At 60.1% G+C, this 25,474-nt stretch carries 22 protein-coding genes; 9 read left to right on the top strand and 13 right to left on the bottom strand.

The genetic code is table 11. The annotated features are described in order from the left end of the window. Positions 1-14: 14 nt before the first annotated feature. Together PUT78_RS13995 and PUT78_RS14000 are read right to left on the bottom strand one after the other, a co-directional pair. The gene (locus PUT78_RS13995) at positions 15-1,262 is read right to left on the bottom strand and encodes an L-rhamnose isomerase (protein ID WP_274352893.1); all 1,248 of its coding nucleotides are present in this window, start codon (positions 1,260-1,262) and stop codon (positions 15-17) included. A 42-nt stretch (positions 1,263-1,304) separates the two neighbouring features. Continuing rightward, the gene (locus tag PUT78_RS14000) at positions 1,305-3,395 is read right to left on the bottom strand and encodes a bifunctional rhamnulose-1-phosphate aldolase/short-chain dehydrogenase (RefSeq protein WP_274352894.1); all 2,091 of its coding nucleotides are present in this window, start codon (positions 3,393-3,395) and stop codon (positions 1,305-1,307) included. 196 nt (positions 3,396-3,591) lie between these two features. On the opposite strand from PUT78_RS14000, the gene PUT78_RS14005 reads away from it, so the two are divergent. The 7 genes from PUT78_RS14005 (at position 3,592) to PUT78_RS14035 (ending at position 10,710) form a co-directional block, all read left to right on the top strand. After that, positions 3,592-4,398 (top strand): DeoR/GlpR family DNA-binding transcription regulator, encoded by an 807-nt coding sequence (locus tag PUT78_RS14005; protein ID WP_274352895.1) that lies wholly within the window; start codon positions 3,592-3,594, stop codon positions 4,396-4,398. A gap of 45 nt (positions 4,399-4,443) precedes the next feature. Then, positions 4,444-5,448, top strand: a complete 1,005-nt coding sequence (rhaS, locus tag PUT78_RS14010) for a rhamnose ABC transporter substrate-binding protein (RefSeq protein WP_274352896.1) — start codon at positions 4,444-4,446, stop codon at positions 5,446-5,448. A 73-nt stretch (positions 5,449-5,521) separates the two neighbouring features. Beyond that, positions 5,522-7,066, top strand: a complete 1,545-nt coding sequence (locus tag PUT78_RS14015; RefSeq protein ID WP_274352897.1) for a sugar ABC transporter ATP-binding protein — start codon at positions 5,522-5,524, stop codon at positions 7,064-7,066. Further along, a complete protein-coding gene (locus PUT78_RS14020; protein WP_274352898.1) occupies positions 7,063-8,046 on the top strand; it encodes an ABC transporter permease in 984 nt (327 codons plus the stop codon). Before PUT78_RS14015 ends, PUT78_RS14020 begins: the two co-directional genes overlap by 4 nt. Continuing rightward, positions 8,043-9,026, top strand: coding sequence for an ABC transporter permease (locus PUT78_RS14025; RefSeq protein WP_274352899.1), 984 nt, complete (start codon positions 8,043-8,045; stop codon positions 9,024-9,026). Before PUT78_RS14020 ends, PUT78_RS14025 begins: the two co-directional genes overlap by 4 nt. Beyond that, positions 9,026-9,340, top strand: a complete 315-nt coding sequence (gene rhaM, locus PUT78_RS14030) for an L-rhamnose mutarotase (RefSeq protein ID WP_274352900.1) — start codon at positions 9,026-9,028, stop codon at positions 9,338-9,340. Before PUT78_RS14025 ends, rhaM begins: the two co-directional genes overlap by 1 nt. Next, positions 9,337-10,710 carry an FGGY-family carbohydrate kinase gene (locus PUT78_RS14035; protein ID WP_274352901.1) on the top strand — a complete coding sequence of 458 codons (1,374 nt, stop codon included), beginning with the start codon at positions 9,337-9,339 and terminating at the stop codon, positions 10,708-10,710. The genes rhaM and PUT78_RS14035 overlap by 4 nt, the downstream gene beginning before the upstream one ends. 21 nt (positions 10,711-10,731) lie before the next feature. On the opposite strand, the gene PUT78_RS14040 is transcribed toward PUT78_RS14035, so the two are convergent. The 6 genes from PUT78_RS14040 to PUT78_RS14065 form a co-directional block, all read right to left on the bottom strand. Further along, positions 10,732-11,829, bottom strand: coding sequence for a glycoside hydrolase family 88/105 protein (locus PUT78_RS14040; RefSeq protein ID WP_274352902.1), 1,098 nt, complete (start codon positions 11,827-11,829; stop codon positions 10,732-10,734). Next, complete coding sequence (gene pglA / locus PUT78_RS14045; RefSeq protein WP_274352903.1) at positions 11,823-13,301, bottom strand: polygalacturonase PglA; 1,479 nt, start codon at positions 13,299-13,301, stop codon at positions 11,823-11,825. The genes PUT78_RS14040 and pglA overlap by 7 nt, the downstream gene beginning before the upstream one ends. 64 nt (positions 13,302-13,365) lie before the next feature. After that, positions 13,366-14,619, bottom strand: a complete 1,254-nt coding sequence (locus tag PUT78_RS14050) for an ABC transporter substrate-binding protein (protein ID WP_274352904.1) — start codon at positions 14,617-14,619, stop codon at positions 13,366-13,368. 15 nt (positions 14,620-14,634) lie between these two features. Then, on the bottom strand, positions 14,635-15,735 hold the full coding sequence (locus PUT78_RS14055) for an ABC transporter ATP-binding protein (RefSeq protein WP_274352905.1): 1,101 nt from the start codon (positions 15,733-15,735) through the stop codon (positions 14,635-14,637). 4 nt (positions 15,736-15,739) lie between these two features. Then, a complete protein-coding gene (locus PUT78_RS14060) occupies positions 15,740-16,660 on the bottom strand; it encodes a carbohydrate ABC transporter permease (protein ID WP_274352906.1) in 921 nt (306 codons plus the stop codon). Then, entirely contained in the window at positions 16,660-17,535 is an 876-nt protein-coding gene (locus tag PUT78_RS14065; RefSeq protein WP_274352907.1) for a carbohydrate ABC transporter permease, read from the bottom strand. The genes PUT78_RS14060 and PUT78_RS14065 overlap by 1 nt, the downstream gene beginning before the upstream one ends. A 242-nt stretch (positions 17,536-17,777) precedes the next feature. Here PUT78_RS14065 and PUT78_RS14070 point away from each other — a divergent pair, with 242 nt between their 5' ends. Beyond that, on the top strand, positions 17,778-18,749 hold the full coding sequence (locus tag PUT78_RS14070) for a helix-turn-helix transcriptional regulator (RefSeq protein ID WP_274352908.1): 972 nt from the start codon (positions 17,778-17,780) through the stop codon (positions 18,747-18,749). A 5-nt stretch (positions 18,750-18,754) separates the two neighbouring features. Here the strand turns inward: PUT78_RS14070 and PUT78_RS14075 are convergent, their stop codons facing one another. From PUT78_RS14075 to uxaC, 5 genes are read right to left on the bottom strand one after another with little or no spacing between them, the layout of a single operon-like run. Beyond that, positions 18,755-20,233, bottom strand: coding sequence for a UxaA family hydrolase (locus PUT78_RS14075; RefSeq protein WP_274352909.1), 1,479 nt, complete (start codon positions 20,231-20,233; stop codon positions 18,755-18,757). Continuing rightward, positions 20,226-21,629, bottom strand: a complete 1,404-nt coding sequence (locus PUT78_RS14080) for a mannitol dehydrogenase family protein (RefSeq protein WP_476453966.1) — start codon at positions 21,627-21,629, stop codon at positions 20,226-20,228. Before PUT78_RS14080 ends, PUT78_RS14075 begins: the two co-directional genes overlap by 8 nt. A 1-nt stretch (position 21,630) precedes the next feature. After that, a complete protein-coding gene (gene kduD / locus PUT78_RS14085) occupies positions 21,631-22,356 on the bottom strand; it encodes a 2-dehydro-3-deoxy-D-gluconate 5-dehydrogenase KduD (protein WP_274352911.1) in 726 nt (241 codons plus the stop codon). Further along, positions 22,353-23,177: a 5-dehydro-4-deoxy-D-glucuronate isomerase gene (gene kduI, locus PUT78_RS14090; protein WP_274352912.1), complete on the bottom strand. Its 825-nt coding sequence runs from the start codon at positions 23,175-23,177 to the stop codon at positions 22,353-22,355. The genes kduD and kduI overlap by 4 nt, the downstream gene beginning before the upstream one ends. Positions 23,178-23,192: 15 nt before the next feature. Continuing rightward, the gene (gene uxaC, locus PUT78_RS14095; RefSeq protein WP_274352913.1) at positions 23,193-24,599 is read right to left on the bottom strand and encodes a glucuronate isomerase; all 1,407 of its coding nucleotides are present in this window, start codon (positions 24,597-24,599) and stop codon (positions 23,193-23,195) included. 82 nt (positions 24,600-24,681) lie between these two features. Here uxaC and PUT78_RS14100 point away from each other — a divergent pair, with 82 nt between their 5' ends. Then, complete coding sequence (locus PUT78_RS14100; protein ID WP_274352914.1) at positions 24,682-25,368, top strand: GntR family transcriptional regulator; 687 nt, start codon at positions 24,682-24,684, stop codon at positions 25,366-25,368. Positions 25,369-25,474: the final 106 nt, after the last annotated feature.

Here is a 25,474-nt window from a genome sequence, read left to right on the forward strand (position 1 = left end):
TTGCGCGATGTGTTTCAGGCGTTGCGGCTGGTCGCGACACCGCGCTGATAGCTGTCCAGCCCGCCCAGCAATGCCTGTCCGTTGGGCACATCGTGGCGTGCGCAGAATTCCTGCCAGACCGCGCCAAAGGGCAGATCGTGGAATTCTTCAGTCACAATCAGGCGGGTCGTGAAATCTAGCCCGTTTTCAGCGCTGCGCAACTGGTCCATCGGCAGCAACAACGCGCGCAAAAGGGCCTTTTGCATGTTGCGCGTGCCGATCACCCAAGCCGCGGTCCGGCTGATCGTGGCATCAAAGAAGTCCAGCCCGATGCGCGTGCGCCCCAGCAGACCCGCGCTGACAAGTTCCTGCGCAACGGCCAGCACATCATCATTCAGCGTTACCACATGGTCGCTGTCCCAGCGCATGGGGCGTGACACATGCAGCAGCAACTCATCGACCGACAGCGCCACCGCAGACAATTTGTCGGCCACCGATTCCGTCGGATGGAAATGCCCCATATCCAGACACAGCATCAGCCCCTTGCGGATGGCATACCCCATATAGAATTCATGACTGCCGATGGTGCAGGCTTCCACCCCGATGCCGAACAGCTTGGATTCAACCGCGTCGCGCATATGCGCGGGGTCCAGAGGATCGGCCAGCATGCGGTCAAGCGACTGTTCCAGCCTGCGGCGCGCAGCCATACGGTCAATTGGCGTATCCTTATACCCGTCGGGCACCCAGATGTTGTTTGCCGCCGATGACCCCAGCGCAGCGCCCATGCCCGCTGCAATGTCACGGCAGCGCCGCCCGTGTTCCACCCAGAAATCCCGTATGCCTGCATCGGGGTGCGACAGGGTCAGGTTGTCATCAGCCTTGGCATGGGCAAAGAAGGTGGGGTTGAAATCCAGCCCCAGCCCCTGATCGCGCGCCCAATCCACCCAAGGGGTGAAATGCGACAGGTCCAGTTCATCGCGTTCCGGTGTCTGGTCCGTGTCCAGATAGCAGGCATGCAGGTTCAGCCGGTGCTGCCCAGGGATCTGCCCGAAGGCAAATTCCAGATCGGCGCGCAATTCATCCGGTGTGCGTGCGCGCCCCGGATGGTCGCCCGTGGCCTGAATGCCGCCGCCTGAGCTGCCTGTGCGCCGTTCAAACCCGCGCACATCGTCGCCTTGCCAGCAATGCACCGAAATCGCGATCTTCGCCAGTTGTGCAAGCGCCGCGTCCGTATCGACACCCCATTGCGCGAACTGGTCACGCGCGCTGTCATATTGGGTCATATCAGCCTCTGATCTATGGGTTTTGCATGTTCGCTGCATGCGTTAGCGCGTGAATGCCTGCACATTGCCCGCATCGACATTCAGAATATTGCCGGTCGATTTGGACGACAGGTCGGATGCCAGAAAATAGGCCGCTTCGGCAATATCTTCGGGCAGGACAGAGCGTTTCAGCATGGATCGCTGGCGATACATTTCTTCCAGCCCGCCCTTGTCTGTGCCGTAAGTGCTGGCGCGCTGGTCCAGCCATTCGCCCGACCATATCTTGGACCCGCGCAGCACTGCATCGGGGTTTACGACATTGACGCGGATGCCCGCTTCCGCCCCTTCCAGCGCCAGACAGCGTGCAAGATGAATTTCCGCCGCTTTCGCCGTGCAATAGGCCGATGCATTGGGCGATGCCGCCAACCCGTTCTTGGACGCGACAAAGACAATCGCCCCGCCCATCCCCTGCACCCGCATCGCGCGGAATGCTTCGCGGCTGACAAGGAAATAACCAGTGGACAGAATGTCCATATTGCGGTTCCACAGCGCCAGACTGGTTTCCTCTACCGGGGCGCTGGACGCAATGCCTGCGTTTGACACCAGAATATCGACCCCGCCGAATTCTACCGCCATCGCGGCATAGGCTGCGGCCACCGCATCCTCATCCGTGACATCCATGATCTGCGTGCGTACCACATCGGCGCCATATTGCCCCGCCAGCACGTCGCGCGTGCGTTCCAGTGCATCGGCGTCAATATCGGCCAGCATGACACAGGCCCCTTCGCGCAAGTAGCGGTCCGCCGTGGCCGTGCCGATACCGCCCGCGCCGCCCGTTACCAGTGCCACGCGCCCCGCCAGCGATTTGGGTTTGGGCATGCGCTGCAGCTTGGCTTCTTCCAGCAACCAGTATTCAATATCAAACGCTTCCTGTTCCGGTAGCCCGACATAGGTACTGACGCTGGATGCCCCGCGCATGACATTGATGGCATTGACATAGAATTCGCTGGAAATGCGCGCGGTGGCCTTGTCCTTGGCGAAACTGATCATGCCAACCCCGGGCACAAGGAATATCACCGGGTTGGGGTCGCGCAGCGGCGGGGAATTGTCGTGCTTGCAGCGATCGTAATATGTGGCGTAATCCTTGCGATAGGCCGCCACCTGTTCCGGCAAGTTGGCAATCACACCATCCAGATCATTTTCAGCAGGATCAAACGCCACCACCAGTGGGCGGATCTTGGTGCGCAGGAAATGATCGGGGCAGGAGGTCCCAAGCGCTGCCAGATCCGGCATGTCGCGGGCATTGACGAATTCCAGCACTGCCGCGCTATCGTCGAAATGGCCCACCATATGATGATCGCCCGATACCAGCCCGCGAATGACTGGCATCAGCCGCGCGGCAGTCGTGCGGCGTGCGTCCCCGTCCAACGGCTGATGCACCGCGCCGCCAAAAGCAGATTTGCCCGTGGTCTCCGCCGCGAACCAGTCCATCGCCTGCTGGATGATCTGCAGTGTCAGCGCGTAGCATTCCTGCGCGTCATCTGCCCATGTGAACAACCCATGGCTTTCCAGAACAACGCCCTTGGCCTGCGGGTTCTTCGCGCAGAAATCTGACAGCCACAGCCCCAGTTCATAACCAGGCCGCCGCCAGGGCAACCAACCGATTTCATCGCCGAAGATGGTCTGCGTCAGCGCACGCGAATCCCGCGCTGCCGCAATTGCGATGATCGCGTCAGGATGCATATGGTCCACATGCTTGAAGGGGACATAGGCGTGCAGTGGCGTGTCGATCGACGCCGCGCGCGGGTTCAGATTGAAGGTGCAATGCGGCAGATAGCCGACCATTTCATCTTCATGATCAGGCCCGCGATAGACATCTTTCAACGCGCGCAGCTTATCCATGTAAAGCGTGGCGAACCCGTCCATCCTGATGGACCCCACATCGCCGCCAGACCCCTTGACCCACAGCACTTCCACCTGTTCACCCGTCAGCGGGTCGGTTTCCATGACCTTGGCCGACGTGTTGCCGCCGCCATAATTGGTTATGCGCTTGTCAGACCCCAGCAGGTTGGAACGGTACAGCAGCTTTTCGGCCTCTGTCAGTGTTGCCGCGCGGCCCGCATCCCAGCCATTTTGCAATCGGTTATCGGTCATCAGGTCATGATCTCCTTGTTGGGGCGAATCCGCCATCCCGCGCCTGTTGCGCTGAACCTGACAAATGCTGCGGCGTTTTGTCAATCAAAAACGATCATAAACGATCATAATTTGATTTACTCTGATCATTTATGAAAATTAATGATTGACACGACGCGCATTCTCTCGCAGCATTTCGGCACGCAGGAGGGGCGCAATGCACGAAAAAGAACGCCATAGAATCATTCTTTCTGCTGTGCAGGACCGGCCCGTGGTGACGGTGGTTGACTTGTGCAACCTGACCGGCGCATCCGAAGCGACCATTCGCCGCGATGTTGCAACCCTGCATGTCCAGAAGAAGCTGCGCCGTGTACGCGGCGGGGCGGAAGCGCTGACACCACCGCAATTCGTGGGGCTGGCCGGGCGGCCCTTTGCCGTGAACCAGACCATGCGCATCAAGCAAAAGCAGGCCATTGCCTGCGCTGCGGTGGGTCTGTGCGAAGATGGCGATCCGATCATCATCAACGGTGGCACGACCACATTCCAGATGGTGCACCCGCTGGCCAACCGCCGGATGCAGGTATTCACCAATTCATTCCCCATTGCCGAACACCTGCTGCACCATTCGAAAAACACCATCATGCTGTCGGGCGGGACGATTTACCGCGAACAGAACATCATCCTGTCGCCATTCGACAATGACGTGACCCGCAATTTCTATGCCAAGCGCATGTTCATGGGCGCGCAGGGCCTTGGCCCGCTTGGCCTGATGGAAGCGGACCCGTTGCTGATACAGGCTGAACAGAAGCTGATAGGCCAGGCCGATGAACTGGTCGTTCTGGTGGACAGTACAAAATTCAAGGCGCGGACCAGCCTGATCCTGTGTCCGCTGGCGCGCATCCACACTGTCATCACGGATGACGGCATCACCGACAAGACCGCATCCATGCTGGACGCGGCGGATATCCGGCTGATCGTGGCCCCTATGGGACGCGCGCAGCCTGACGCAGGGGAGGCATCCTGACTGCCCGAACACTTCATCTGCAACAATTCCAGGGAGGAAACTTGCATGAAACGCCGGAACTTTACCAAATTCGCCACCGGGCTTGGCCTTGCTGCCAGCTTGATGGGCAGTGCCGCTTTTGCACAGGATGACACAGTGCGCATTGCGCTGGTGGTCAAGGCACTTGGCATCGGCTTTTTTGAAGCCGCAGCCGAAGGCGCACAGGAAGCCGCAGCAGAACTGGGCAATGTCGAAATCATCTATACCGGCCCGACCGACACCACGGCCGAAGGCCAGATCGAGGTTATCAATTCCCTGATCGCACAGAGGGTGGACGCCATCGCGGTTTCGGCCAATGACACGGACGCGCTGGTTCCCGCGCTGCGCCGCGCCATGGACCGGGGCATCACGGTTATAAGCTGGGACAGCGGCGTTGCACCGGAAGGGCGGCAGTTGCATCTGAACCCGTCATCAAACCCGCTGATCGGCAACATGATCATCAAACTGGCCGCGGACCAGTTGCCTGATGGCGGGCAGGTTGCGCTGCTATCGGCCACCACCACCTCGACCAACCAGAATATCTGGATCGAGGAAATGATGAAGGTCATGGACCAATACCCGGATATCGAAGTGGTCAGCACGGTTTATGGCGACGATCTGGCCGACAAATCCTACCGCGAGGCTACGGGCCTGATGCAGACCTACCCTGACCTGAGCGCCATCATCGCGCCCACATCGGTCGGCATCGTGGCTGCTGCGCGCGCAGTAGAGGATGCGGGCAAGGTTGGTCAGGTGAATGTCACAGGCCTTGGGCTGCCATCGGAAATGGCGGGGGCCATTGAATCAGGTGCATCGCAATCCTTCGCCATTTGGAACCCGATCGATCTGGGTTATTCGGCCGCCTATCTGTCCTATATGCTGGCAACCGATCAGGCCGAAGCCGGTCCCGGTGCCGAAATCCCGATGGGGCGCATGGGCACGCTGACACTGGACGACAATTCCGAAGGTGCAATGGCTGATCCCTTCGTCTATGACGCGTCCAATATCGAAGAATTCAAGGACATCTTCTAAGCGTCCTTTTCTTGCCGCCCCGGTGCGTTCACCGCGCCGGGGCGGATTTTTGTCCTATCGGAATAAAACAATCATGCAGGCTGTTGCCCCCCCTACCGCGCCCGAAGGCGCGCGCACGGACCCCATTCTGGCGCTGGATGGCGTCACCAAGATCTTTCCGGGCGTGAAGGCCCTGTCGGATGTGGCATTGCGGCTTTATCCGGGGCAGGTAACTGCACTTGTGGGGGAAAACGGCGCGGGCAAATCCACGGTCGTCAAGATTCTGACAGGGATATACCAGCCCGATGGCGGGCAAATCCTGTTGGACGGCCAACCCGTCAGTTTTGCGACCGCGCAGGATGCGGCCAGCGCAGGGGTTACGGCCATTCATCAGGAAACAGTGCTGTTTGATGACCTGAGCGTGGCCGAAAATATCTATCTTGGCCATGCCCCGCGCACCCGTCTGGGGCTGATCGATACGCGCGCCATGATAGCAAAAGCGGCAAAAATTCTGGCCAGCATCGGCGCGCATATGGACCCGACAGTGCGCCTGCGCGATCTGGGCATTGCCAACAAGCATCTGGTGGCGATTGCCCGCGCCCTGTCCGTGGATGCGCGCATTGTCATCATGGATGAACCGACCGCGGCCCTGTCGCACAAGGAAATCCAGGAACTGTACGATCTTGTTGAAAAGCTGAAGGCGCAGGGCAAGGCGATCCTGTTCATCAGCCATAAATTCGACGAAATATTCAGAATTGCCGACCGCTACACAGTGTTCCGGGATGGCCAGTTCATTGGTGACGGGCTGATTACCGATGTTACCGAAAGTGACCTTGTCAAAATGATGGTAGGCCGCGCCGTGGACCAGATTTTTCCCGACCGCCAGCGCCTTGGCGGAACCGAGATCCTGCGCGTTGTCGGCTATGACCACCCGACCGAATTTGCTGATATCAATTTCACCTTGCATCGGGGCGAAATCCTGGGGTTCTACGGGCTGGTCGGCGCGGGCCGGTCCGAACTGATGCAGGCCCTGTTCGGCATTACCAGACCATCCAAGGGGGTGGTGCGTATTGACGACAAGGTGCGCGTCATCCGTTCGCCCGCTGAAGCGGTGGCGCAGGGCATTGTCTATGTGCCCGAAGACCGCGGCAAGCAGGGTGCCATCACCTCGCTGCCGATTTTTCAGAACATCACCCTGCCGTCGCTGCGGCGAACATCGCGCAACGGGTTCCTGCGTCTGGCTGAAGAATTCCGCCTTGCGCGTGACTATACCAGCCGTCTGGACCTGCGCGCGGCATCACTGGATACTGAACTTGGCACATTATCGGGTGGCAATCAGCAAAAGGTGGTGATTGCCAAATGGCTGGCCACACGCCCCAAAGTCATCATTCTGGATGAACCGACCAAGGGCATCGATATCGGGTCCAAGGCGGCGGTGCATGAATTCATGGCCGAACTGGCCGCGCAGGGGTTGGCGGTCATTATGGTCAGCTCGGAAATTCCTGAAATCCTTGGCATGTCCGACCGTGTGGTGGTCATGCGCGAAGGCCGGATCGTGGACATACTTGACCATGACAACCTGACCCCCGAAACACTGGTGCGCCGCGCCGCCGGTATCGAAGATGGAGCGGACCAATGATCAGACGTGCCATAGCATCACGCGAAATGATCCTGCTTGGCGCAATCGTGCTTCTGCTTGGGGTGATTTATACGCGGTTTCCGGGTTTCGTCGCGCCCAATAACCTGATCAGGGTGTTTAACGACACATCGCCACTGATCTTGCTGGCCATCGGACAGATGATTGTCATTCTGACGCGCTGTATTGACCTGTCGGTGGCGGCCAATCTGGCCCTGACAGGCATGGTCGTTGCCATGCTTAACGCGGCCATGCCGGACTTGCCGATTATTGCAATTGTGATACTCGCCATGGGCCTTGGCGCACTTCTGGGCATGGTAAACGGGGTTCTGGTGTGGAAACTGCAAATCCCGCCCATTGTGGTCACCCTTGGCACAATGACCATTTTCCGCGGGCTGATCTTTGTGCTGAGCGAAGGGCGCTGGGTCAACAGCCACCAGATGAGCGCGGCGTTCAAGGCATTTCCCCGCAGCACGGTGCTGGGCCTGCCGATGCTGAGCTGGTTCGCCATTCTGGCCGTGATCCTGTTTACCGTCATCATGTCGCGCACAACGCTGGGGCGCGCGGTCTATGCTGTGGGGGGCAATCCGCATGCGGCCACCTATACCGGGCTTGATGTGGGGCGCACGCAATTCTGGGCCTTCACCATTTCGGGCGCGCTGGCGGGGTTGACGGGGTATCTGTGGGTGTCGCGCTACGCAGTCGCCTATGTCGATATCGCAGGCGGGTTCGAACTGGACGTGGTGGCGGCATGTGTCATCGGCGGCATTTCCATCGCCGGCGGCGTGGGCACAGTCGCGGGCGCGTTGCTGGGTGCGTTGTTTCTGGGCGTCATCAAGAATGCGCTGCCGGTCGTCAACGTGTCGCCATTCTGGCAGATGGCGATTTCGGGCGCGGCCATCATTATCGCTGTGGCCTTCAATGCGCGGGCAAACCGCACCAGGGGCCGGATCATCCTGAAACGCGCGGAGCACGCGACATGAGCACGACACGCACCATCCCCGACCGGCTGCAAAGCCCGTTGCAGCGCAACCTGAAAAGCTGGGAAACGCTGCTGTTGCTGGTGGCAGTGGGAATTTTCATCCTGAACAGTTTTGCATCACCCTATTTTCTGGACCCGTGGAACCTGTCGGACGCGACTTTCAATTTCACCGAAAAAGCGATGATCGCCTTCGCCATGGCGCTGCTGATCATTTCGGGCGAGATTGACCTGTCGGTGGCATCGATCATCGCGCTGGCATCGACAGCAATGGGGTTTGCGGTGCAGATGGGGTTCGGCACGCCCGCCTTGGTCATGGTCGGGCTGGGGGTCGGACTGGTCTGCGGGGCGTTCAACGGGGTGCTGGTCACGCGCTTTGGCCTGCCATCCATTGTTGTGACCATCGGCACCATGAGTCTGTTTCGCGGTATCAGCTATATCGTTCTGGGTGATCAGGCGTTTCGCGGCTATCCGATTGATTTCGCCTTTTTCGGGCAGGGCTATGTCTGGTGGATCATCAGCTTTGAACTGGCGCTGTTTGGCGTGCTGGCGGTGATTTTCGGCGTGCTTCTGCACAAGACGAATTTCGGACGCGCGGTCTATGCCATCGGGAATAACCCCGTCGCAGCGGCATTTTCCGGTATCCGCGTGGCGCGGGTCAAATTCATCCTGTTCCTGCTGACAGGGTTGATGTCGGGCGTGGCCGCGATATGCCTGACATCGCGGCTGGGGTCCACGCGCCCCTCCATCGCCATGGGATGGGAGCTGGAGATTGTCACAATGGTTGTCCTTGGTGGGGTCAGCATTCTGGGCGGCGCGGGCACCATACCCGGTGTGGTGCTGGCGGCCTTCATCATGGGGTTGGTCACATTCGGGCTGGGCCTGCTGAACGTGCCGGGCATTGTCATGTCGATTGTCATTGGCGCGCTGCTGATTTCTGTCATCGCACTGCCGCGGCTATGGGAAAAATGGAAGACTCGCTGATGGAAAAATACGCCTTCAGGATGCAGTTGAAACCGGGCTGCCAGGACGATTACAAGCGCCGCCATGACGCCATATGGCCCGAACTGGTGGATTTGCTGAAAGATGCCGGTGTCAGCGACTATTCCATCCATCTGGACATGGAAACAGGTATCCTGTTTGCCATGCTGTCACGGCCAAAGGATCATGGCATGGACGCCCTGCCCGCCCATCCGGTGATGCAACGCTGGTGGGCGCACATGGCCGACCTGATGGAAACCCATCCGGGCAATGAACCCGTGGCAACTCCGCTTATTCCCATGTTCCACCTGCCATGACCCATATCGCCGTGATCGACATAGGCAAGACCAATGCCAAACTGGCGCTGGTCGACGGCCAGACCCTGCATGAAACCGCTGTTCTGACGCGCCCCAACACAGTGCAGCCCGGCCCGCCCTGGCCGCATTTCGATACCGAAGGGCATTGGCGCTTCATTCTGGACGGGCTGGCAGATTTCCATGCCACGCATGGCGTGGATGCCATCGCGATCACCACGCATGGGGCCTGCGCGGCGCTTCTGGCCGCAGATGGCAGTCTGGCCGCGCCTGTTCTGGATTACGAACATAACGGCCCGGATGATCTGCGCGCGGAATACGACGCGCTGCGCCCGTCATTTTCGCATACCGGCAGTCCCGCATTGCGCAGCGGGCTGAACCTTGGGGCGCAGTTGTTCTGGCAGTTTTCGACCACGCCGGACCTGCCCGCGCGCGTGGCGCATATTGTCACCTATCCGCAATACTGGGGTTTCCGGCTGACGGGGCAACTGGCCTGCGATGTCACGTCGCTGGGCTGCCATACGGATTTGTGGGATCCGGCCAAGGGGCAGTTTTCCAGTCTGGTTGACCGTCTTGGCATCGGGGGTAAACTGGCCCCTGCGCGCAAACCATCGGATGTGCTGGGCGGGGTGCTGCCCGGAATCGCAGCACGGACGGGGCTGCCAGCGGGCCTGCCTGTTGCCTGTGGCATCCACGATTCGAACGCATCCCTATTACCGCATCTGCTGGCAGAAACGGGGCCGTTTTCCGTGGTGTCCACCGGCACATGGGTCGTGGCCATGGCCATGGGCGGGCGTACCCCCGCGCTGGACCCCGCGCGCGACACATTGCTGAATGTGAACGCGCGCGGGCATGCAGTTCCATCAGCGCGGTTCATGGGCGGGCGCGAATTCGAATACCTGATGCAGGGCAAGGGCGGGCAGCCCACCGATGCGGCCATGGCGCAGGTCTTGCGCGACAATATTGCCGCCTTGCCCGGAACAATACCTGAAACCGGCCCCTTCCGCCAGTTTCAGGGCGGCTGGACGGGCGATCCCCCGCCCCCTGGCAGTGACACCCGCGCCGCGGCGGTCGGGTTCTATCTGGCATTGATGACGGCGGAATGTCTGGACCTGATCGGGCATCAGGGGCGGGTAATCGTGGAAGGGCCATTTGCCCGCAACGCAGCCTTCCTGACAATGTTGCAGGCGGTGACCGCCAGCCCGGTTTGCGCAGCGACTGGCGCAACCGGCACCAGTCAGGGGGCAGCGCTGCTGTTCAAGGACACATCCTTGCCCCCCCTGCCCGCCTGCACCCCGCCACCTGCGGAACTGGCGCAGTCCTGCAAGGCCTATGCAGCGGCATGGCAGGACAATCTGCGCCAGTCACAGTAATCGGAAGGCGCAGCGGCCCCGTCAGACAGGCTGCAACGGGGCCTGCGCCAGTTGCAGCGCGCGGGCATGGGCCATCATCAGCGGGCCGGTGCCCTTGGCGTCATCACTGACCTGTATCTCGCTAAGGTAATAGTCGGGGCTTCCGTCACGATAGACACCTGAAAACCCGCCAAGCCCTGCGACATGGCAAATCCCGCCAAACTGCACTTCGCCGTTGTCCATGGGCACCAGACGAGTGCGCGCAAACGCGGTCACGCGCGCGATGGCATCATTCTGACCGGGCAGATCCACCCCAAGCGCTGCGGCACTGGTCATGGCATAGGCAAACATCGCACTGGCAGAGCTTTCGGTATAGTTCCCCGCCAGATCAGGCATGGTCATAAGCTGCAGCCAGCCCCCATCAGGTTGCTGCCACGTGATCACTTGCGCCAGTAAACCGCGCAATGGTGCCAGCAGGCCAGCCGCATCAAATTCCGCCAGCCCCACCAATTCGGCGCAATCGACCAGCGCCATAGCCTGCCAGCCAAGCGCGCGCGCCCAGATACTGGGGGATCGCCCGGTACTGGGATCGGCCCATTCCTGCACCCGCGCGGCATCATAGCCATGGGCATAAAGCCCGTCATCGCGCAAGGTCACCGCCAGCGCGCTGGACATCTGCGCCAGCGCATCGCGGATGCGCGCGCTGTCGCCTGTGGCCTGCGCGTATTCAATCTGGAACGGCAGGCCCATATACAGCCCGTCCAGCCAGACCTGATGCGGATAGCGCAGCTTATGCCAGTAATTGCCGCTATCGGTGCGCGGATGGGTGTCCAGCTGCCGCGCCAGCAGTGCTGCCGCGCGCATCCAGCGCGGATCATCCGTCCAGCGGTCCAGCGCAAACAGGATGCGCCCGGCGAGGATGTTGTCGATATTGTATTCATCAATCCGGTAGCCACGCAAACTGCCATCGGGGGCCACCTGTGGCTGAACCAGCCGCATCAGGTGATCACGCCAGCGCGCCTGCCCCGTGGCCTGATACAGCAGCAACAGCCCCCGATAAATGCAGCCATCCTCATAGCACCAATCCCCACCCTTATAGGGCTGATAGCGCGCAGCATATGCGTCAAAATACTCTAGCATGGCTGAAAATCCTTCAGTGTCAGGGGGCCTTGGGGCAGATCAGTTGGGGCCGAAATGGCGCAGTGTTCCGTCAACACGCCCGCCCCGGCCACAGCGCGCAGCCCATCGGCCATAAGGGGCACTTGCGGTGTGGGTGCGGGCGCGAAGGTGACATCGGCATCGGTGACCACCACGCCCGTCACCGGCGCTTCCGGCAGGCCCAGACAGGCGGCAAAAGCCAGCCGCACATCGCGCGCCACTATCCGGTCCAGCGTGATGTCGCGGATCTGCGGCGTCAGGTCATCCACGCGCTGCGGCTGGCGCGTCTGCACGAAGGGCGTATGCCCGTCATGGTCGCAGAAATAATGCATATTGATGGCCAAAACCGTGTCCACGCCGTCAAAGCTGACATTGCGCAGATGGATGCCGGACACGACACCGCCACGCCCGCGCCGTGTCTTGATGCGCAAGCCGCGGTCGGTCTGGACCATCTCGCAATCGGAAATCCGCACATCGCTGACACCGCCCGACATTTCGGACCCGATGACAACGCCACCATGGCCGCGTTCCATCAGGCAGTTGCGCACAGTCACGTTGCGTGTGGGCATCAGATGGGCATCGCCGCCAGTGTCGCTGCGTTTGCCCGCCTTGATGGCGATGCAGTCATCACCGGTTGAAAAGCGCACCCCGTCAATGCGGACAGCTTCGCAGCTTTCGGGGTTCAGGCCATCGGTATTGGGGCTGTCAGCGGGGTTCCGGATGGTCAGCCCGGCAAAGGACAGGTTGCGGCACATATAGGGATGCACTGTCCAGCTTGGTGAATTTGTCAGCACCGGGCCAAGAATTGTTACACCCTCGCAACCGATCAGGTGCAGCAGGCGCGCACGCCGGGCATTGTTGCGGGTTTCTTTCGGCCAGTCCCACCAGTCGCCGTGCGCGCCGCCCCCGTCCACCAGACCGGGGCCGGAAATGGTGATGTCATGCGCATCAATCGCGGTCAGAATGGCGCGGTAGCAGGCATCAGGCAGTCCTTCCCAACTGCCACCCTGTCCGGCGGGCAGAATTGGAAATGCCGCCCGGTCCGACGGGGCCACCAGACGCGCACCATCGGCCAGCCAGATATGGCGGTGCGACGGAATCAACAGCGGTGCCACCACCCATTCGCCCGCAGGCACAATCAATGTGCCGCCATCGGGCAGCCCGTCCAGCAACACCTGCGCCTGTGCCGGGTCATTCAGCACCACGGCCCCGTTGCAGGGCGGCAGGGTGACTTCAAATGGCGCAAAACCGGCTGCGTCAAAACTCAGGGTCGTGGCTGGCGGCAGATCATGCAGCACTGTCACAACCCGGTCGGTCGTGCCTTGGCGGTCAATCCCGTCACCATGCAACCGCCATGCCACCGGTTCCGGCAGGTAATAGCGGGCATCAGGCATCAGCAGTCGCAAGGCAACCGCACGGGGCGTGATTGCCACAAGTTCAATCAAGGGGGGCATGGTTCGGGTCCGGATGAAGGCAAAAGGCGCGCACGGACGTTCGCGCGCGCCTTGGGGTCAGGGATCAGCGGAACTGGCGCAATGCGCGGTCGATACTGCTGATGATATCAGCCGCCGCGTCTTCGGCGCTGATTATGCCGTAGGCCACGCCTTCCAGATTGTCGCGGAACGCATCGCGCACGCGCGGGTGTTCATTGAACGACGACACCACCGGCCCTGTGCCGTCCAGCACAATCGCATTGGCGGCGGCCACATTGGGGTTGATCAGGTCATTTTCGTTCAGCAATCCGAACGCCACCTTGCTGGCAGGCACCCCGCGTGAATCGGTCAGGATTTCAATTGCTTCCGGGTCATTGAGCAGGCAATTGATGATTTCCGCAGCCGCTTCGGGGTGGTCAGAATTGCGCGAGATGGAAAACAACATGGATGGCTTGGAATAGGTGGCTTCCGTCACCGCCCCTTCGGTCATCAGCATGGGTACCGGCACCAGCACCTGATCGCCACCCAGCGGGTCGGCATATTTGGCATAGGCAGAATCCCATTCATAGGTGCCGGCAATCCGCCCGTCAGACCATGGGCGCATTTCGAACAACTCGATATTGCCCTCGCCCGCGACCTGACGCCATTCGCGAATGGCCCCTGCTTCGACCAGGCTTTGATAGAAGCGGATACCGTCCAGCAGTTCTTCCTCGGTCCAGGCAACAGTCGTTGTTTCCGGGTCAATCAGGTCTTTGCCGGTCGCTTGCGTCACCGCCATTGATACCAGGAAGATCGCGTTCAGACCGGCCGCTTCGAACGGGTAGTAATCCGGTCCCAGTTCCGCGCGCAGGACAGGGGCCGCATCGATCACGTCCTGCCAGGTGGTGGGAACGTCCAGACCGGCGCGTTCAAAGGTGGTTTTGTTGAAGAAATAGACCCGTCCGGTGGTGGATACGGGAATCCCGTTCAGCTTGCCCGCCACTTCGCCACCGGCAAGCTGCGCTTCGGTGAACTGTGACAGGTCGATGATGTGGTCATATTCATACAGGTCCGCAAACCCCGTTCCATCAGGCGAGAACAGCGGCAGCCATGGCCAGTTGATCTGCATGATATCGGCTTCTGTCCGGCCGGCGATCTGGGTGGTGATACGTTCCTGATGGCCCGACCAGCCGGTGAATTCAGCCTGAATGTCATGGCCATGCTTGGGGCCGCAATAATTCAGCGCTTCCTGGGTCTGGGCATGGCGGGCATCGCCGCCCCACCATGACATGCGCAGCGTATCTGCCTGCGCGGCACTGGCCAGAAGGCCCGTCAGAATGGTTGTTGTCAGTAGTCTCATGTGTAAATCCTCCCGTTACTGAGACGTCGAAAGCGAGATATTCCCGCCGCTTTGATCGAAAACATGCGCCTGGCCCGGATCCGGGGTCAGCGTAACTGTCGTGCCGCGGTCCAGATCGGCGTAGTCTGCGGCGGGCAACACCGCGACCACACGCTCGCCTTCCACATCCAGATGCAGGACAACTTCATGGCCCATGAATTCCGCCCCCGCGACAACGGCCCGCAGCCCGTCGGCGGTGTTCACCCGCAGGTGCTGGGGGCGAATGCCCAGCGTGACCGACCCGCTATTGGCGCGAAGGCGGGCCATCAGTTCATCGGGCAGGACCAGCGATTGCGCACCCAGATGGAAGCTGTTGCCATCCAGCCTGCCCGCAATCAGGTTCATTTCAGGGCTGCCGATGAAACCGGCAACAAAGGCATTTGCGGGGCGGTCATACAGGGTCTTGGGGTCGGCCACCTGCATGATATGGCCATCCTTCATCACGCAGATCCGGTCGCCCATGGTCATGGCTTCGGTCTGGTCATGGGTGACATAGATCACCGTTGATGACATGCCCTGATCCTTCAGCCGCTTGTGCAGATCGGTAATGCGCACCCGCATTGACGCGCGCAGTTTCGCATCCAGGTTGGACAGTGGTTCGTCGAACAGGAACACTTCGGGCTGTTTGATCAGGGCGCGGCCAAGGGCCACACGCTGCGCCTGCCCGCCCGACAATTCCTTCGGCAGACGGTCCAGCAGCGGTTCGATTTCCAGAATACGCGCAACTTCGGCGGTCTTGCGTTCAATCTCCGCCTTGGGGGCGCGTTGCAGCCGCAGCCCGAAGGACAGGTTCTTGCGCACCTTCATATGCGGATAAAGTGCATAGTTCTGGAACACCATCGCGATGCCGCGTTCCCCCGGCTGCAGGCGGTTGACGACGCGGTCGCCGATCACAACTTCGCCGCCGGATATGCTTTCCAGCCCCGCGATCATGCGCAGCGTGGTGGATTTGGCGCAGCCCGACGGGCCGACCAGCACCATGAATTCCCCGTCTGCCACATCCAGATTGATGCCATGCACCGCCTTGAACGTATTGGTATAGGTCTTTTCCAGATTCCTGATTTGCAAACGTGCCATAGGTCTACCCTTTCACCCCACCGGTCGAGATGCCCTCGATGAAGTATCGTTGTGCCATGAAGAAAACGATCAGTGCAGGCAGCAGGGCCAGCACGGACATGGCCAGAATGCGGTTCCAGTCAAACGCTTCGGTCGTGTCGATGGACAGTTTCAGCGCCAGCGAGACAGGAAAACTCTGGACCGACGACAGATAGATAAGCGGACCCAGAAAATCGTTCATCGTCCACATGAACTGGAACAGTGCCACCGAAATCAGCGCGGGCATCAGCATGGGCACCACGATGTAAATCAGGGTCTGCAGGCTGTTGGCCCCGTCCACGCGCGCCGCTTCTTCCATGTCGCGGGGAATGGCACGCAGAAATTGCACCAGCATGAACACAAAGAACGCATCCCCGGCAAAAGCAGACGGCACCCAAAGCGGCAGATAGGTGTCCAGCCAGCCCAGATCGCGGAACAGAATGTATTGCGGAATGCGTGTCACCACATTGGGCAGCAGCAGCGTGGCAATCAGGCTGGCGAACAGCAGCTTCTTGTAGGGAAACTCAAACCGGGCAAACCCATACGCCACCAGCGCGCAGGAAATCGCCGTGAAGATGGTTTTGGGCAGGATGATCAGGAACGTGTTCCAGAAAAACCGCCCGAATGTATAGGGTGTCGATGTTTCCCACCCTTTGCGATACCCGTCCAGCGTTGGTTCCTGCGGGATAAACCCGATGGAACCGAAGATTTCCGAATTGGTCTTGAACGATGCACCCACCAGCCACAGCAGCGGATACAGCATCAGAAACCCGACGGTAATCAGCAGCGTATAGCGCACGAAAGCGGACATGCGTTCCGCCCTGATCTGCGCGCGGGATGTATCGTCCAGGACAGGGGCCACCAGGGCCTTGGCAGACGCAAGGGTTGTGTCTGGAATACTCATCATCAGCTCCTTTTGTCGCCGGCGTAATAGACCCATTTCTTGGATGACCAGAACGCCGCCACGGTCAGCACCATGATGATGACAAACAGCACCCAGGCGATGGCCGACGCATAGCCCATGTTGAAATTCTTGAACGCCTCGTCATAGATATACAGCGGCAGCAGATAGGTGGACCGCAACGGACCGCCGCCGGTAATGACATAGGGGCCGTTGAATTCCTGAAACGCCTGCACCATCTGCATGATAAGATTGAAGAAAATGACAGGCGTAATCAGCGGAAGCGTGATGAAGAAGAAGCTGTGCCACTTGCCCGCCCCATCAATCGCGGCGGCTTCATAAAGCGATTTGTCCACTGATTGCAGCGCCGCCAGAAAGATGACCATGGCTGAACCGAACTGCCATGTGCGCAGCAGCGTGATGGTGAACAGCGCATTGACTGGATCGCCGAACCAGTTCACAGGGTCCAGTCCGATGGTAACCAGCACCATGTTGACCAGCCCGGTATCGGCAAAAATATAGCGCCACAGCACCGCCACTGCGATAGATCCGCCCAGAATGGACGGCACATAATAGGCCGTGCGGAAAAACCCGATGGCGCGCAGCCGGTAGTTCAGGATTACGGCGATGAACAGTGCAAAGACCAGCTTCAGCGGAACTGTCAGAAACACATATATCAGCGTGACATTCAGCGACCGCTTGAAGGTCCGGTCCGACAACAGGTCGCGGAAGTTTTCCAGCCCTGTCCAGACCGGGCGCGACATCAGATTGTAATCCGTAAAACTCAGGTAAAGCGAGGCCAGAAACGGGATCATCGTAAAGACCAGCAGCCCGATGATATAAGGCGCCAGATAGGCCAGCCCCAGAAAACGGCTTTCCATGGTTTATTTCCCTGTCATTTGATACATGTTTCCCATGAGGTCCGCACGGGGACCGCAGCATGGGGGACAACCCGTAGTTGATGACAGGATGCAGTGTCTATGGCAAAGTATATGCCTTTGGCACGTCATCAAACCGCTCCTCCTTCGATTCGACCAGCACTGACAAGCATTCCCTCGTCAGAAGTATTCGCCTAATATGCCAGTTTGACGGACGGATGGAATTGACGTTTATGCAGAAAAAGATGGACGAAACAGAACACCCCGCAGACGCGAACACAGCAGGGGCCGGAATTCTGGCGGGCCTGCCTGTCCGGGCGCTGGATCTGACGCTGACGCGCTCTGCGATCCGGATGAAACATTCGCATAGCTGGTCCATCGACAAGGTGAACAGCTTTCATGACCTTGTTATCTGCCTGTCGGGGCAGGGCGTGTATCTGCTGGGGGATCAGCATGTCAGCCTGACGCCCGGAATGGCCATGCTTATTCCCGCCGGGACGCGGTTTCAGGGCCGCAATCCCGACCCGGACCTGCTCTATACCGGGTTGGCGCAGCATTTCCGGCTGGATCTGTTCGGGCGGCATGATTTTCTGGCGCGGCTGCATCTGCGGCAGGTGGTCACCCTATCCCGCTGGCCAATGCTGGAACCGCTGGTGCGCCATTACCGTGCTACCGCGCCCGCCAGTTCAGTCACCATGTCCATGCACCATGCTTTCATGGTTATTCTGAACGAATTCATAGAAGATGCATTTCTGGACTGGCGCGACACGCAAGACGCGACGCTTGACCAGTCCGAAGGGCTGTCGATGGCGGTGATGATCGCCGCCGCCCGGATTGCCGCTGAACCCTTGCAAGCGGGGTTGGCCGAACAGGTGGTGCGCGATGCGCCCTATAGCGATGTCTATTTCCGCCGCGAGTTCCGCCGCCGACTGGGCGCAACGCCTGCAAAATATCAGGAATTCAAACGCATGGAAATTGGCATGCAATTACTGGAAGCGGGCAAAGGTGTTTCGGAAACCGCAACGCGGCTGGGATTTGCGGATGTCTATTACTTTTCCCGCCTGTTCAAGCGCCATATAGGCACCAGTCCCCGAGGTTGGAAAAATCAGGTGCGGTTGCGCCGCGACGGGCATTGGCCGCGCGGGCAGGAAGATGGCGAAATCCTGTATCCGCTGCGCCCGCCGCCCATTCATTCCCCGACTGGCGCACCGGAGTGATGCACTCAGACCACTGCACCAATCTGCCAGGGTACGAATTCATGATCCCCCAGCCCTAACCCTTCGGATTTGGTGACCTGCCCGGATGCTGTGGCCAGAACCATCTGCACAATCTGCGCAGCCTTGTCCTGTAACGACACCCCGTCCAGAATATCGCCGCAATTCAGGTCCATATCATCGCGCATCGCGTCAAACAGGCGTGAATTCGTGGCCAGTTTCAGCGTGGGTGCCGGTTTCGACCCGAAGGCAGACCCCCGCCCGGTGGTAAAGACGATCAGTTGCGCCCCGCCCGCGATCTGGCCTGTGGCCGATACAGGGTCATAGCCGGGCGTGTCCATGAAATTCAGTCCCGGCGCGGTGATAGGTTCCGCATAGTCCAGCACCGCCTGCAATGGTGTGCTGCCTGCCTTGGCCACCGCCCCCAGCGATTTTTCCAGAATTGTCGTCAGCCCGCCCGCCTTGTTACCGGGGCTTGGGTTGCTGTCCAGCGACACGCCATTGCGCGCGGTGTAGTCTTCCCACCAACTGATCCGGGCCATCAGCTTGCGGGCCACATCCTCAGACACGGCGCGGTCCAGCAGCAGGCGTTCCGCGCCAAAAATCTCTGGCGTTTCGGACAGGACAACTGACGCGCCCTGCGCCGCCAGCATGTCACTTGCCACCCCCAGCGCGGGATTGGCCGTGATTGCTGAAAACCCGTCCGACCCCCCGCATTGTAACCCGATTTTCAGCGCTGAGACCGGCGCGGGCGTGCGGCGTGCGGCGTTGACCGCAGGCAGTATTTCCCGCACCCGTGCCTTGATGGCGTCAATTGTCGCGCGGGTGCCGCCTGTGTCCTGAATGGTCAGCCAGTGGAACCGCGCTGCAGCACCCAGATCCTGCTTCATGCGTGCGATCTGCATGACTTCGCAGCCCAGCCCGACAAACAGCGCAGCGCCCACATTGGCATGCCCTGCATAGCCGGTCAGAACGCGCTTCAGCGCGTCATATCCCGGCCCGCTGGACCCCATGCCGCAGCCGGTGCCATGGGCAAAAGCCGCAACGCCATCGACATTCGCATAAGCGTCAAGCGCGCCTTCGCGGTCCAGTTCATCTGCGGCGCGGCGTATCACGGTGGCTGAACAATTCACAGTCGCCACCAACGCGATATAATTGCGCGTGCCCACCTGCCCGCCATCGCGGTGATAGCCCTGAAACTGCATCGCGGGGGCAGATGCGTGGATTTCCAGCGCGGCGCGTGCCACCTCCAGCCCCGCGCCGGGGCTGTAGTCGCGCCCATGCGCGCCAAAGGCACAGTTATGGCTGTGCACATGCGCGCCCTGCTCAATATCGGTGGTGGCATAGCCGATCACCTGCCCGCATTTGATAACCGGTGCCCCTTTCGGCATCGGCTGGCGTGCGACCTTGTGCCCTGCGGATGCAACACCCTTTTCTGTCAGGATAGCGACAGTATCTGCAGGGTTCAGGATCAGCGGTTCAGACATCGGCCACCATCGCGCGCGCGCCTTGGGCAACCAGCCCCGACAAGGCCTGTGTCAGGGCATCCGCAAAGCCTGCGTCATTGCGCAGGGTTTCGGGGAATACCTCTGACAGGGCCAAGAAGGCCGTGACCGTATCGCGCGGATCTTCGTGCCACAATGCCGCCAGACGGGGCGCAAGCGGGTCTTTTACGTCAATCGGGGCGCCGGTTTCGTCGCGTCCGGATGTGTAGCGCATCCATGCCGCAACCGCCAAAGCCTGCCCGCTGATATCGCGCCCGGCGGCACGGTTATCGGCAATCGTGGCCAGAATGCGCTGCGGCAGTTTCTGGCTGCCATCCATGGCAATCTGCCATGTTTGGTGCCGGATGGCGGGGTTGGCATACCGCGCGGCCAGCGCATCGGCATATGCACCCAGATCGGTGTTTTCCGGCGGGGTCAGCGTGGGGATGATTTCTGCCTGCCACAGATGGCGGGCATAGGCAACGAATGCAGGGTCGGTCATGACATCTGCAATGGTCTGATGTCCCGCCAGATAGCCCAGATAGGCCAGTGCGCTATGCGTGCCGTTCAGCATGCGCAGTTTCATATGCTCAAACGGGGTCACATCCGCGACCAATTGCGCACCTGTGCCCGAAAAATCGGGGCGGGGGCCGCAGAAATGATCCTCGATTACCCATTGGCGGAACGGTTCATGCATCACCGGCGCTTCGTCGCGCAACCCGGTCAGGGCGGCCACGCGGTCCAGATCATCCGGAGTCGTGGCAGGCACGATGCGGTCGACCATCGTGGACGGGAATGCGCCATTGTCACCAATCCAGTCGGCCAGCGCAGGGTCGATCAGACGTGCAAGTTCCAGCACAACTGCGCGCACGACCCGCCCGTTTTCCGGCAGATTGTCACAGCACAGCACCGTAAACGGCGGCAACCCGCGCGCATGGCGCAACTGCAACGCCCGCACCAGATAGCCCGGCGCGGATTTTGGCAGATCATGTTCCAGATCATGCGCGATATCAGGATGCGCGGGGTCCAGCCGCCCGGTTGCCGGTTCGTGGCAATAGCCCTTTTCCGTGACTGTCAGGCTGACAATCGACACGGTTTCCGCGGCCATGGCATCAAGCACCGCCTGCGGGTTTTCCGGCGCGACCAGAACATCGCGCAGCAGCGTCATGATCTGCGGCTTTTCCCCGTCCGGGGCAAGTTCGACGGCTGTATAGGCCCAACCCTGCGGGCGCAGCCTGTCGCGTGTGCCGGGCGATTGCAGCGAGACACCGATCACGCCCCAGTCACCACCATGGCGTGCCATCGCATCCGCAAGATAGCTTGCAACATGCGCGCGGAAAAACGCGCCCAGCCCCAGATGCACAATACCTGCGGGCGTGGCGGCGGGCGGATGATTCAATCTATCGTGCAAGCCAGCCTCCATCCACGTTCAGAATTGCACCATTCACATAATCGGATGCAGGTGCGGCCAAAAACACTGCGGTTTGCGCAATATCTTCGGGTTTGCCCCAGCGCCCGGCGGGAATGCGGTCCAGTATGGCGCGCGAACGGTCGGGATCGGCGCGCAGCGCTTCGGTGTTGTTGGTTTCAATATAGCCGGGGGCAATGGCGTTCACATTCAGCCCCTGCCCCGCCCATTCATTAGCCAGCAATTTCGTCAGCCCCGCAACCCCATGTTTGCTGGCGGTGTAGGATGGCACGCGGATACCCCCCTGAAACGACAGCAGGGACGCGATATTGATGATCTTGCCGCGCCCGCGTGGCAATGCGGCGCGCGCGAATGCCTGACAGGTGAAAAACAGTGCTTTCATGTTCACATCCATCACGTCATCCCAGTCGGATTCCGTGAAATCAACTGCATCTGCGCGGCGAATGATACCTGCGTTATTGACCAGAATGTCAATGCGGTCCTGCGCGAACACATCGCGCGCGGCCATCGGGTCTGCGAAGTCCAGTTGCAGCGACCGTCCGCCGCCCATAAGGGCCAGCGTTTCATCACAATCACGCCGACCGGCGGCAATGACATCGGCCCCGGCCTGTGCAAGCGCGACCGCAATCGCCTGCCCAATGCCGGTATTCGCGCCGGTGACCAGTGCTGTCTGCCCTTGCAGCGAAAAGGCGGTCATCGCAGATCCTCCGGCTGGATGAAGTCCATATCGGTGTAATCGACATTATCCCCCGCCATCGCCCAGATGAAGGTGTATTCCCCGATCCCCGCACCCGAATGGATTGACCATGGCGGCGACAGCACCGCCTGTTCATTGGCGACGAACAGATGCCGGGTTTCCTGCGGCTCGCCCATCAGATGCAGCACGCGCGCTTCCGGTGCCATGCCATGATACAGATACGCTTCCATGCGGCGGTCATGAATATGGCTGGGAATGGTGTTCCACACCGACCCGTCTTCTAACGAGGTATAGCCAAGGATCAACTGGCAGCTTTCCATGACCAGCGGGTGAATGAACTGCCGGATGGTGCGCTTGTTGGATGTTTCCGCAGCGCCCAGTTTCACTTCCTTGGCGTCGGCCACCTTGACCAGACGGTGCGGGAATGCCCGGTGTGCAGGCGCAGAGGTAATATAGAACCGCCCCGCGCCCGTAAATGTCACAGGCCCGGCACCCATGCCCAGATACAGCACATCACCATAAGCCATGTCCCAGACCTGACCATCTGCTTCTACGCGGCCGGGTTCGCCAATATTGACGATCCCCATTTCGCGCCGGTCCATGAAATTGGGGGTTTTCGTTTCCGCAACCTGATCCAGCACCAACGCAGTTCCCCCCGGCACGGCACCACCCAGAACAAAGCGGTCATAATGGGTATAGGCCAGCCGGATTTCCCCGTCGGCAAACAGCCCTTCGGCCAGAAAATGACCGCGCAGCGCAGCAGTATCCATGCCCTTGGCGTGTTCAGGATGGATGGCGTGGCGGGTTTCAACATTCAGCATGGAATTTCCTTCCGGTCAAAGTTTGTAGGCACGCTTGGCCAGCCCATAGGCCAGATCATATGCAAGTTCAGGCGCGTCATTTTCGGACAGGCGCCCGGTTGCAACCAGCGTTGCCAGATATGCGCAATCCACACGCCGCGCGACATCATGGCGGGCAGGAATGGAACAGAACGCGCGGGTGTCGTCATTGAACCCCACAGTGTTGTAGAACCCTGCGGTTTCGGTTGTCATTTCGCGGAAACGGCGCATCCCTTCGGCACTGTCATGGAACCACCATGCCGGGCCCAGTTTCAGGCAGGGATATACGCCTGCCAGCGGTGCCAGTTCACGCGCATAGGATGTTTCGTCCAGCGTGAACAGGATCACACTCAGATCGGTGCGCATGCCAACCGCATTCAGAAGCGGGCGCAATGCTGCGACATAATCGGTGCGGCCCGGAATATCGAACCCCTTGTCGCGGCCATGCATGGCCATGACCGGGTCGGAATGGTTGCGTCGCGATCCCGGATGAATTTGCAGAACCAACCCGTCATCCAGACTCATCCGCGCCATTTCCGTCAGCATATGGGCGCGGAATGCATCGGCTTCATCCGGGGTGCATTCCCCGCGCAGGGCCTTGGTGAACAGCGCTGCGGCATCCGCCTGCGGCAGATCCTCTGTCCGGGCGGATGGGTGCCCATGGTCGGAAGATGTGGCACCAAATTCCTTGAAATACGCCCGCCGCGCGCGATGCGCATTCAGATAACCCGCCCATGTGGTGGTATCTTCGCCTGTCTGTTCGCCCATCAGGGCAACATTTTCGGCAAAGCCTTCCATTTCGGGGTCAATCACACCATCGGGGCGGTAGGCGGTTATGACACGTCCTGTCCAGCCACTGTCGCGGATCATCCGGTGCCAGCGCAGATCGTCGGTGGCCGCTTCGGTTGTGGCAATCGCTTCAATGTTGAAACGTTCAAACAGCGCGCGGGGCCGGAATTCCGGCTTGGCCAGGCATTCCGCGATGTGGTCGAAATACCAGTCTGCGCTGCCCGCGTTCAGGGGCCGGTCAATACCAAAGACGTTCTGGAACGAATAGTCCAGCCACAGCCGCGACGGGGTGGCGCGAAACAGGTGGTAATTCTGCGCAAACAGCCGCCATATCTTGCGGCCATCGGTTTCCGTTGCGCCACCATCGACGCGCGGCACGCCCAGATCAGCCAGTGCCACACCTTGTGAACACAGCATGCGGAAAACATAATGATCCGGCGTAACGAATAACTGTGCCGGGTCAGGAAAGGGCGCGTTTTCAGCATACCAGCGCGGGTCGGTATGGCCATGCGGGCTGATGATCGGCAGATCACGGATGTCAGCATAAAGCGCCCGCGCAATATCACGCGCACGCCCTTCGATCGGAAAAAGGCGGTCTTCGTGCAGCAGTGGCATTTGCACCTCGGGTTCGGGAAAACAATCTATTCGGCTAATATTCTAGTTTACAGGAGGCGTCAAGGGCTGTAGATATCATCCCATGACAATGTCGCCGCTTCTTCCGCCACTGGATGCACACCACCCGCGCAGCATGGCTGATCAGGTGTACGATATGCTGTATGAACGTATCATCAATCTGACGCTGCCACCTGGAACAAAGCTGTCCGAAGCAGAAGTTGCGGCGCAGCTGGGCGTGTCACGACAGCCTGTGCGCGATGCGTTTTACCGGTTGTCGCAACTGGGTTTCATCCAGATCCGGCCCCAACGCGCAACCACCGTCGCACCCATTTCCAAGGATGCGATTGTGCGGGCCTATTTCATCCGCAGTGCATTGGAAGAAGCAACCATGCGCGTGGCCGCCACCAACCTGAAACCTGTGCATTTGACTGCATTGCAGGATATTCTTGTGCGTCAGGAAGATGCCTTGCGCATGGCTGACAAAACCGGATTTCACGCGCTTGACGACCAGTTCCACCACGATATCTGCAATTATTCGGGGCTTGGGTTCGGCTGGGCCGTAATCAAGGAAAACAAGGGTCATATGGACCGCGCGCGCTATCTCAGCCTGTCCTTTGGTGCGCCACGCGCGCTGGCTGAACATCATGACATTCTGGACGCATTGCGCGCGGGTGACGGCGACGGGGCGGCCGCTGCGGTCAAGCGGCATCTGAACCATATTGATGAAATCATCGACTGGTTGCAGACCACCCAGCCAGAGGTGTTCTGACGCGGTTCGCGTTCGTTGCGGGCGCATCCGGCACATAGACAATACACACGTGAAGTTTCATGCTGGCATCCGTTTCCGCTTTGGGGTAAACAGGCCGAAGGTCACC

Origin of the sequence: Roseinatronobacter alkalisoli (assembly GCF_028745735.1) — a bacterium.
Lineage (GTDB): Bacteria > Pseudomonadota > Alphaproteobacteria > Rhodobacterales > Rhodobacteraceae > Roseinatronobacter > Roseinatronobacter alkalisoli.

Coding starts and splice junctions, on each gene's coding strand:
- PUT78_RS14055 (WP_274352905.1), bottom strand. CDS start 15,735: ATGGCACGTTTGCAAATCAGGAATCTGGAAAAGACCTATACCAATACG.
- PUT78_RS14000 (WP_274352894.1), bottom strand. CDS start 3,395: ATGACCGATAACCGATTGCAAAATGGCTGGGATGCGGGCCGCGCGGCA.
- kduI (WP_274352912.1), bottom strand. CDS start 23,177: ATGCTGAATGTTGAAACCCGCCACGCCATCCATCCTGAACACGCCAAG.
- PUT78_RS14025 (WP_274352899.1), top strand. CDS start 8,043: ATGAGCACGACACGCACCATCCCCGACCGGCTGCAAAGCCCGTTGCAG.
- PUT78_RS14035 (WP_274352901.1), top strand. CDS start 9,337: ATGACCCATATCGCCGTGATCGACATAGGCAAGACCAATGCCAAACTG.
- PUT78_RS14050 (WP_274352904.1), bottom strand. CDS start 14,619: ATGAGACTACTGACAACAACCATTCTGACGGGCCTTCTGGCCAGTGCC.
- PUT78_RS14065 (WP_274352907.1), bottom strand. CDS start 17,535: ATGGAAAGCCGTTTTCTGGGGCTGGCCTATCTGGCGCCTTATATCATC.
- PUT78_RS14005 (WP_274352895.1), top strand. CDS start 3,592: ATGCACGAAAAAGAACGCCATAGAATCATTCTTTCTGCTGTGCAGGAC.
- kduD (WP_274352911.1), bottom strand. CDS start 22,356: ATGACCGCCTTTTCGCTGCAAGGGCAGACAGCACTGGTCACCGGCGCG.
- PUT78_RS14020 (WP_274352898.1), top strand. CDS start 7,063: ATGATCAGACGTGCCATAGCATCACGCGAAATGATCCTGCTTGGCGCA.
- PUT78_RS14070 (WP_274352908.1), top strand. CDS start 17,778: ATGGACGAAACAGAACACCCCGCAGACGCGAACACAGCAGGGGCCGGA.
- pglA (WP_274352903.1), bottom strand. CDS start 13,301: ATGCCCCCCTTGATTGAACTTGTGGCAATCACGCCCCGTGCGGTTGCC.
- uxaC (WP_274352913.1), bottom strand. CDS start 24,599: ATGCCACTGCTGCACGAAGACCGCCTTTTTCCGATCGAAGGGCGTGCG.
- PUT78_RS14100 (WP_274352914.1), top strand. CDS start 24,682: ATGACAATGTCGCCGCTTCTTCCGCCACTGGATGCACACCACCCGCGC.
- PUT78_RS14040 (WP_274352902.1), bottom strand. CDS start 11,829: ATGCTAGAGTATTTTGACGCATATGCTGCGCGCTATCAGCCCTATAAG.
- rhaM (WP_274352900.1), top strand. CDS start 9,026: ATGGAAAAATACGCCTTCAGGATGCAGTTGAAACCGGGCTGCCAGGAC.
- PUT78_RS14060 (WP_274352906.1), bottom strand. CDS start 16,660: ATGATGAGTATTCCAGACACAACCCTTGCGTCTGCCAAGGCCCTGGTG.
- PUT78_RS13995 (WP_274352893.1), bottom strand. CDS start 1,262: ATGACCCAATATGACAGCGCGCGTGACCAGTTCGCGCAATGGGGTGTC.
- rhaS (WP_274352896.1), top strand. CDS start 4,444: ATGAAACGCCGGAACTTTACCAAATTCGCCACCGGGCTTGGCCTTGCT.
- PUT78_RS14075 (WP_274352909.1), bottom strand. CDS start 20,233: ATGTCTGAACCGCTGATCCTGAACCCTGCAGATACTGTCGCTATCCTG.
- PUT78_RS14015 (WP_274352897.1), top strand. CDS start 5,522: ATGCAGGCTGTTGCCCCCCCTACCGCGCCCGAAGGCGCGCGCACGGAC.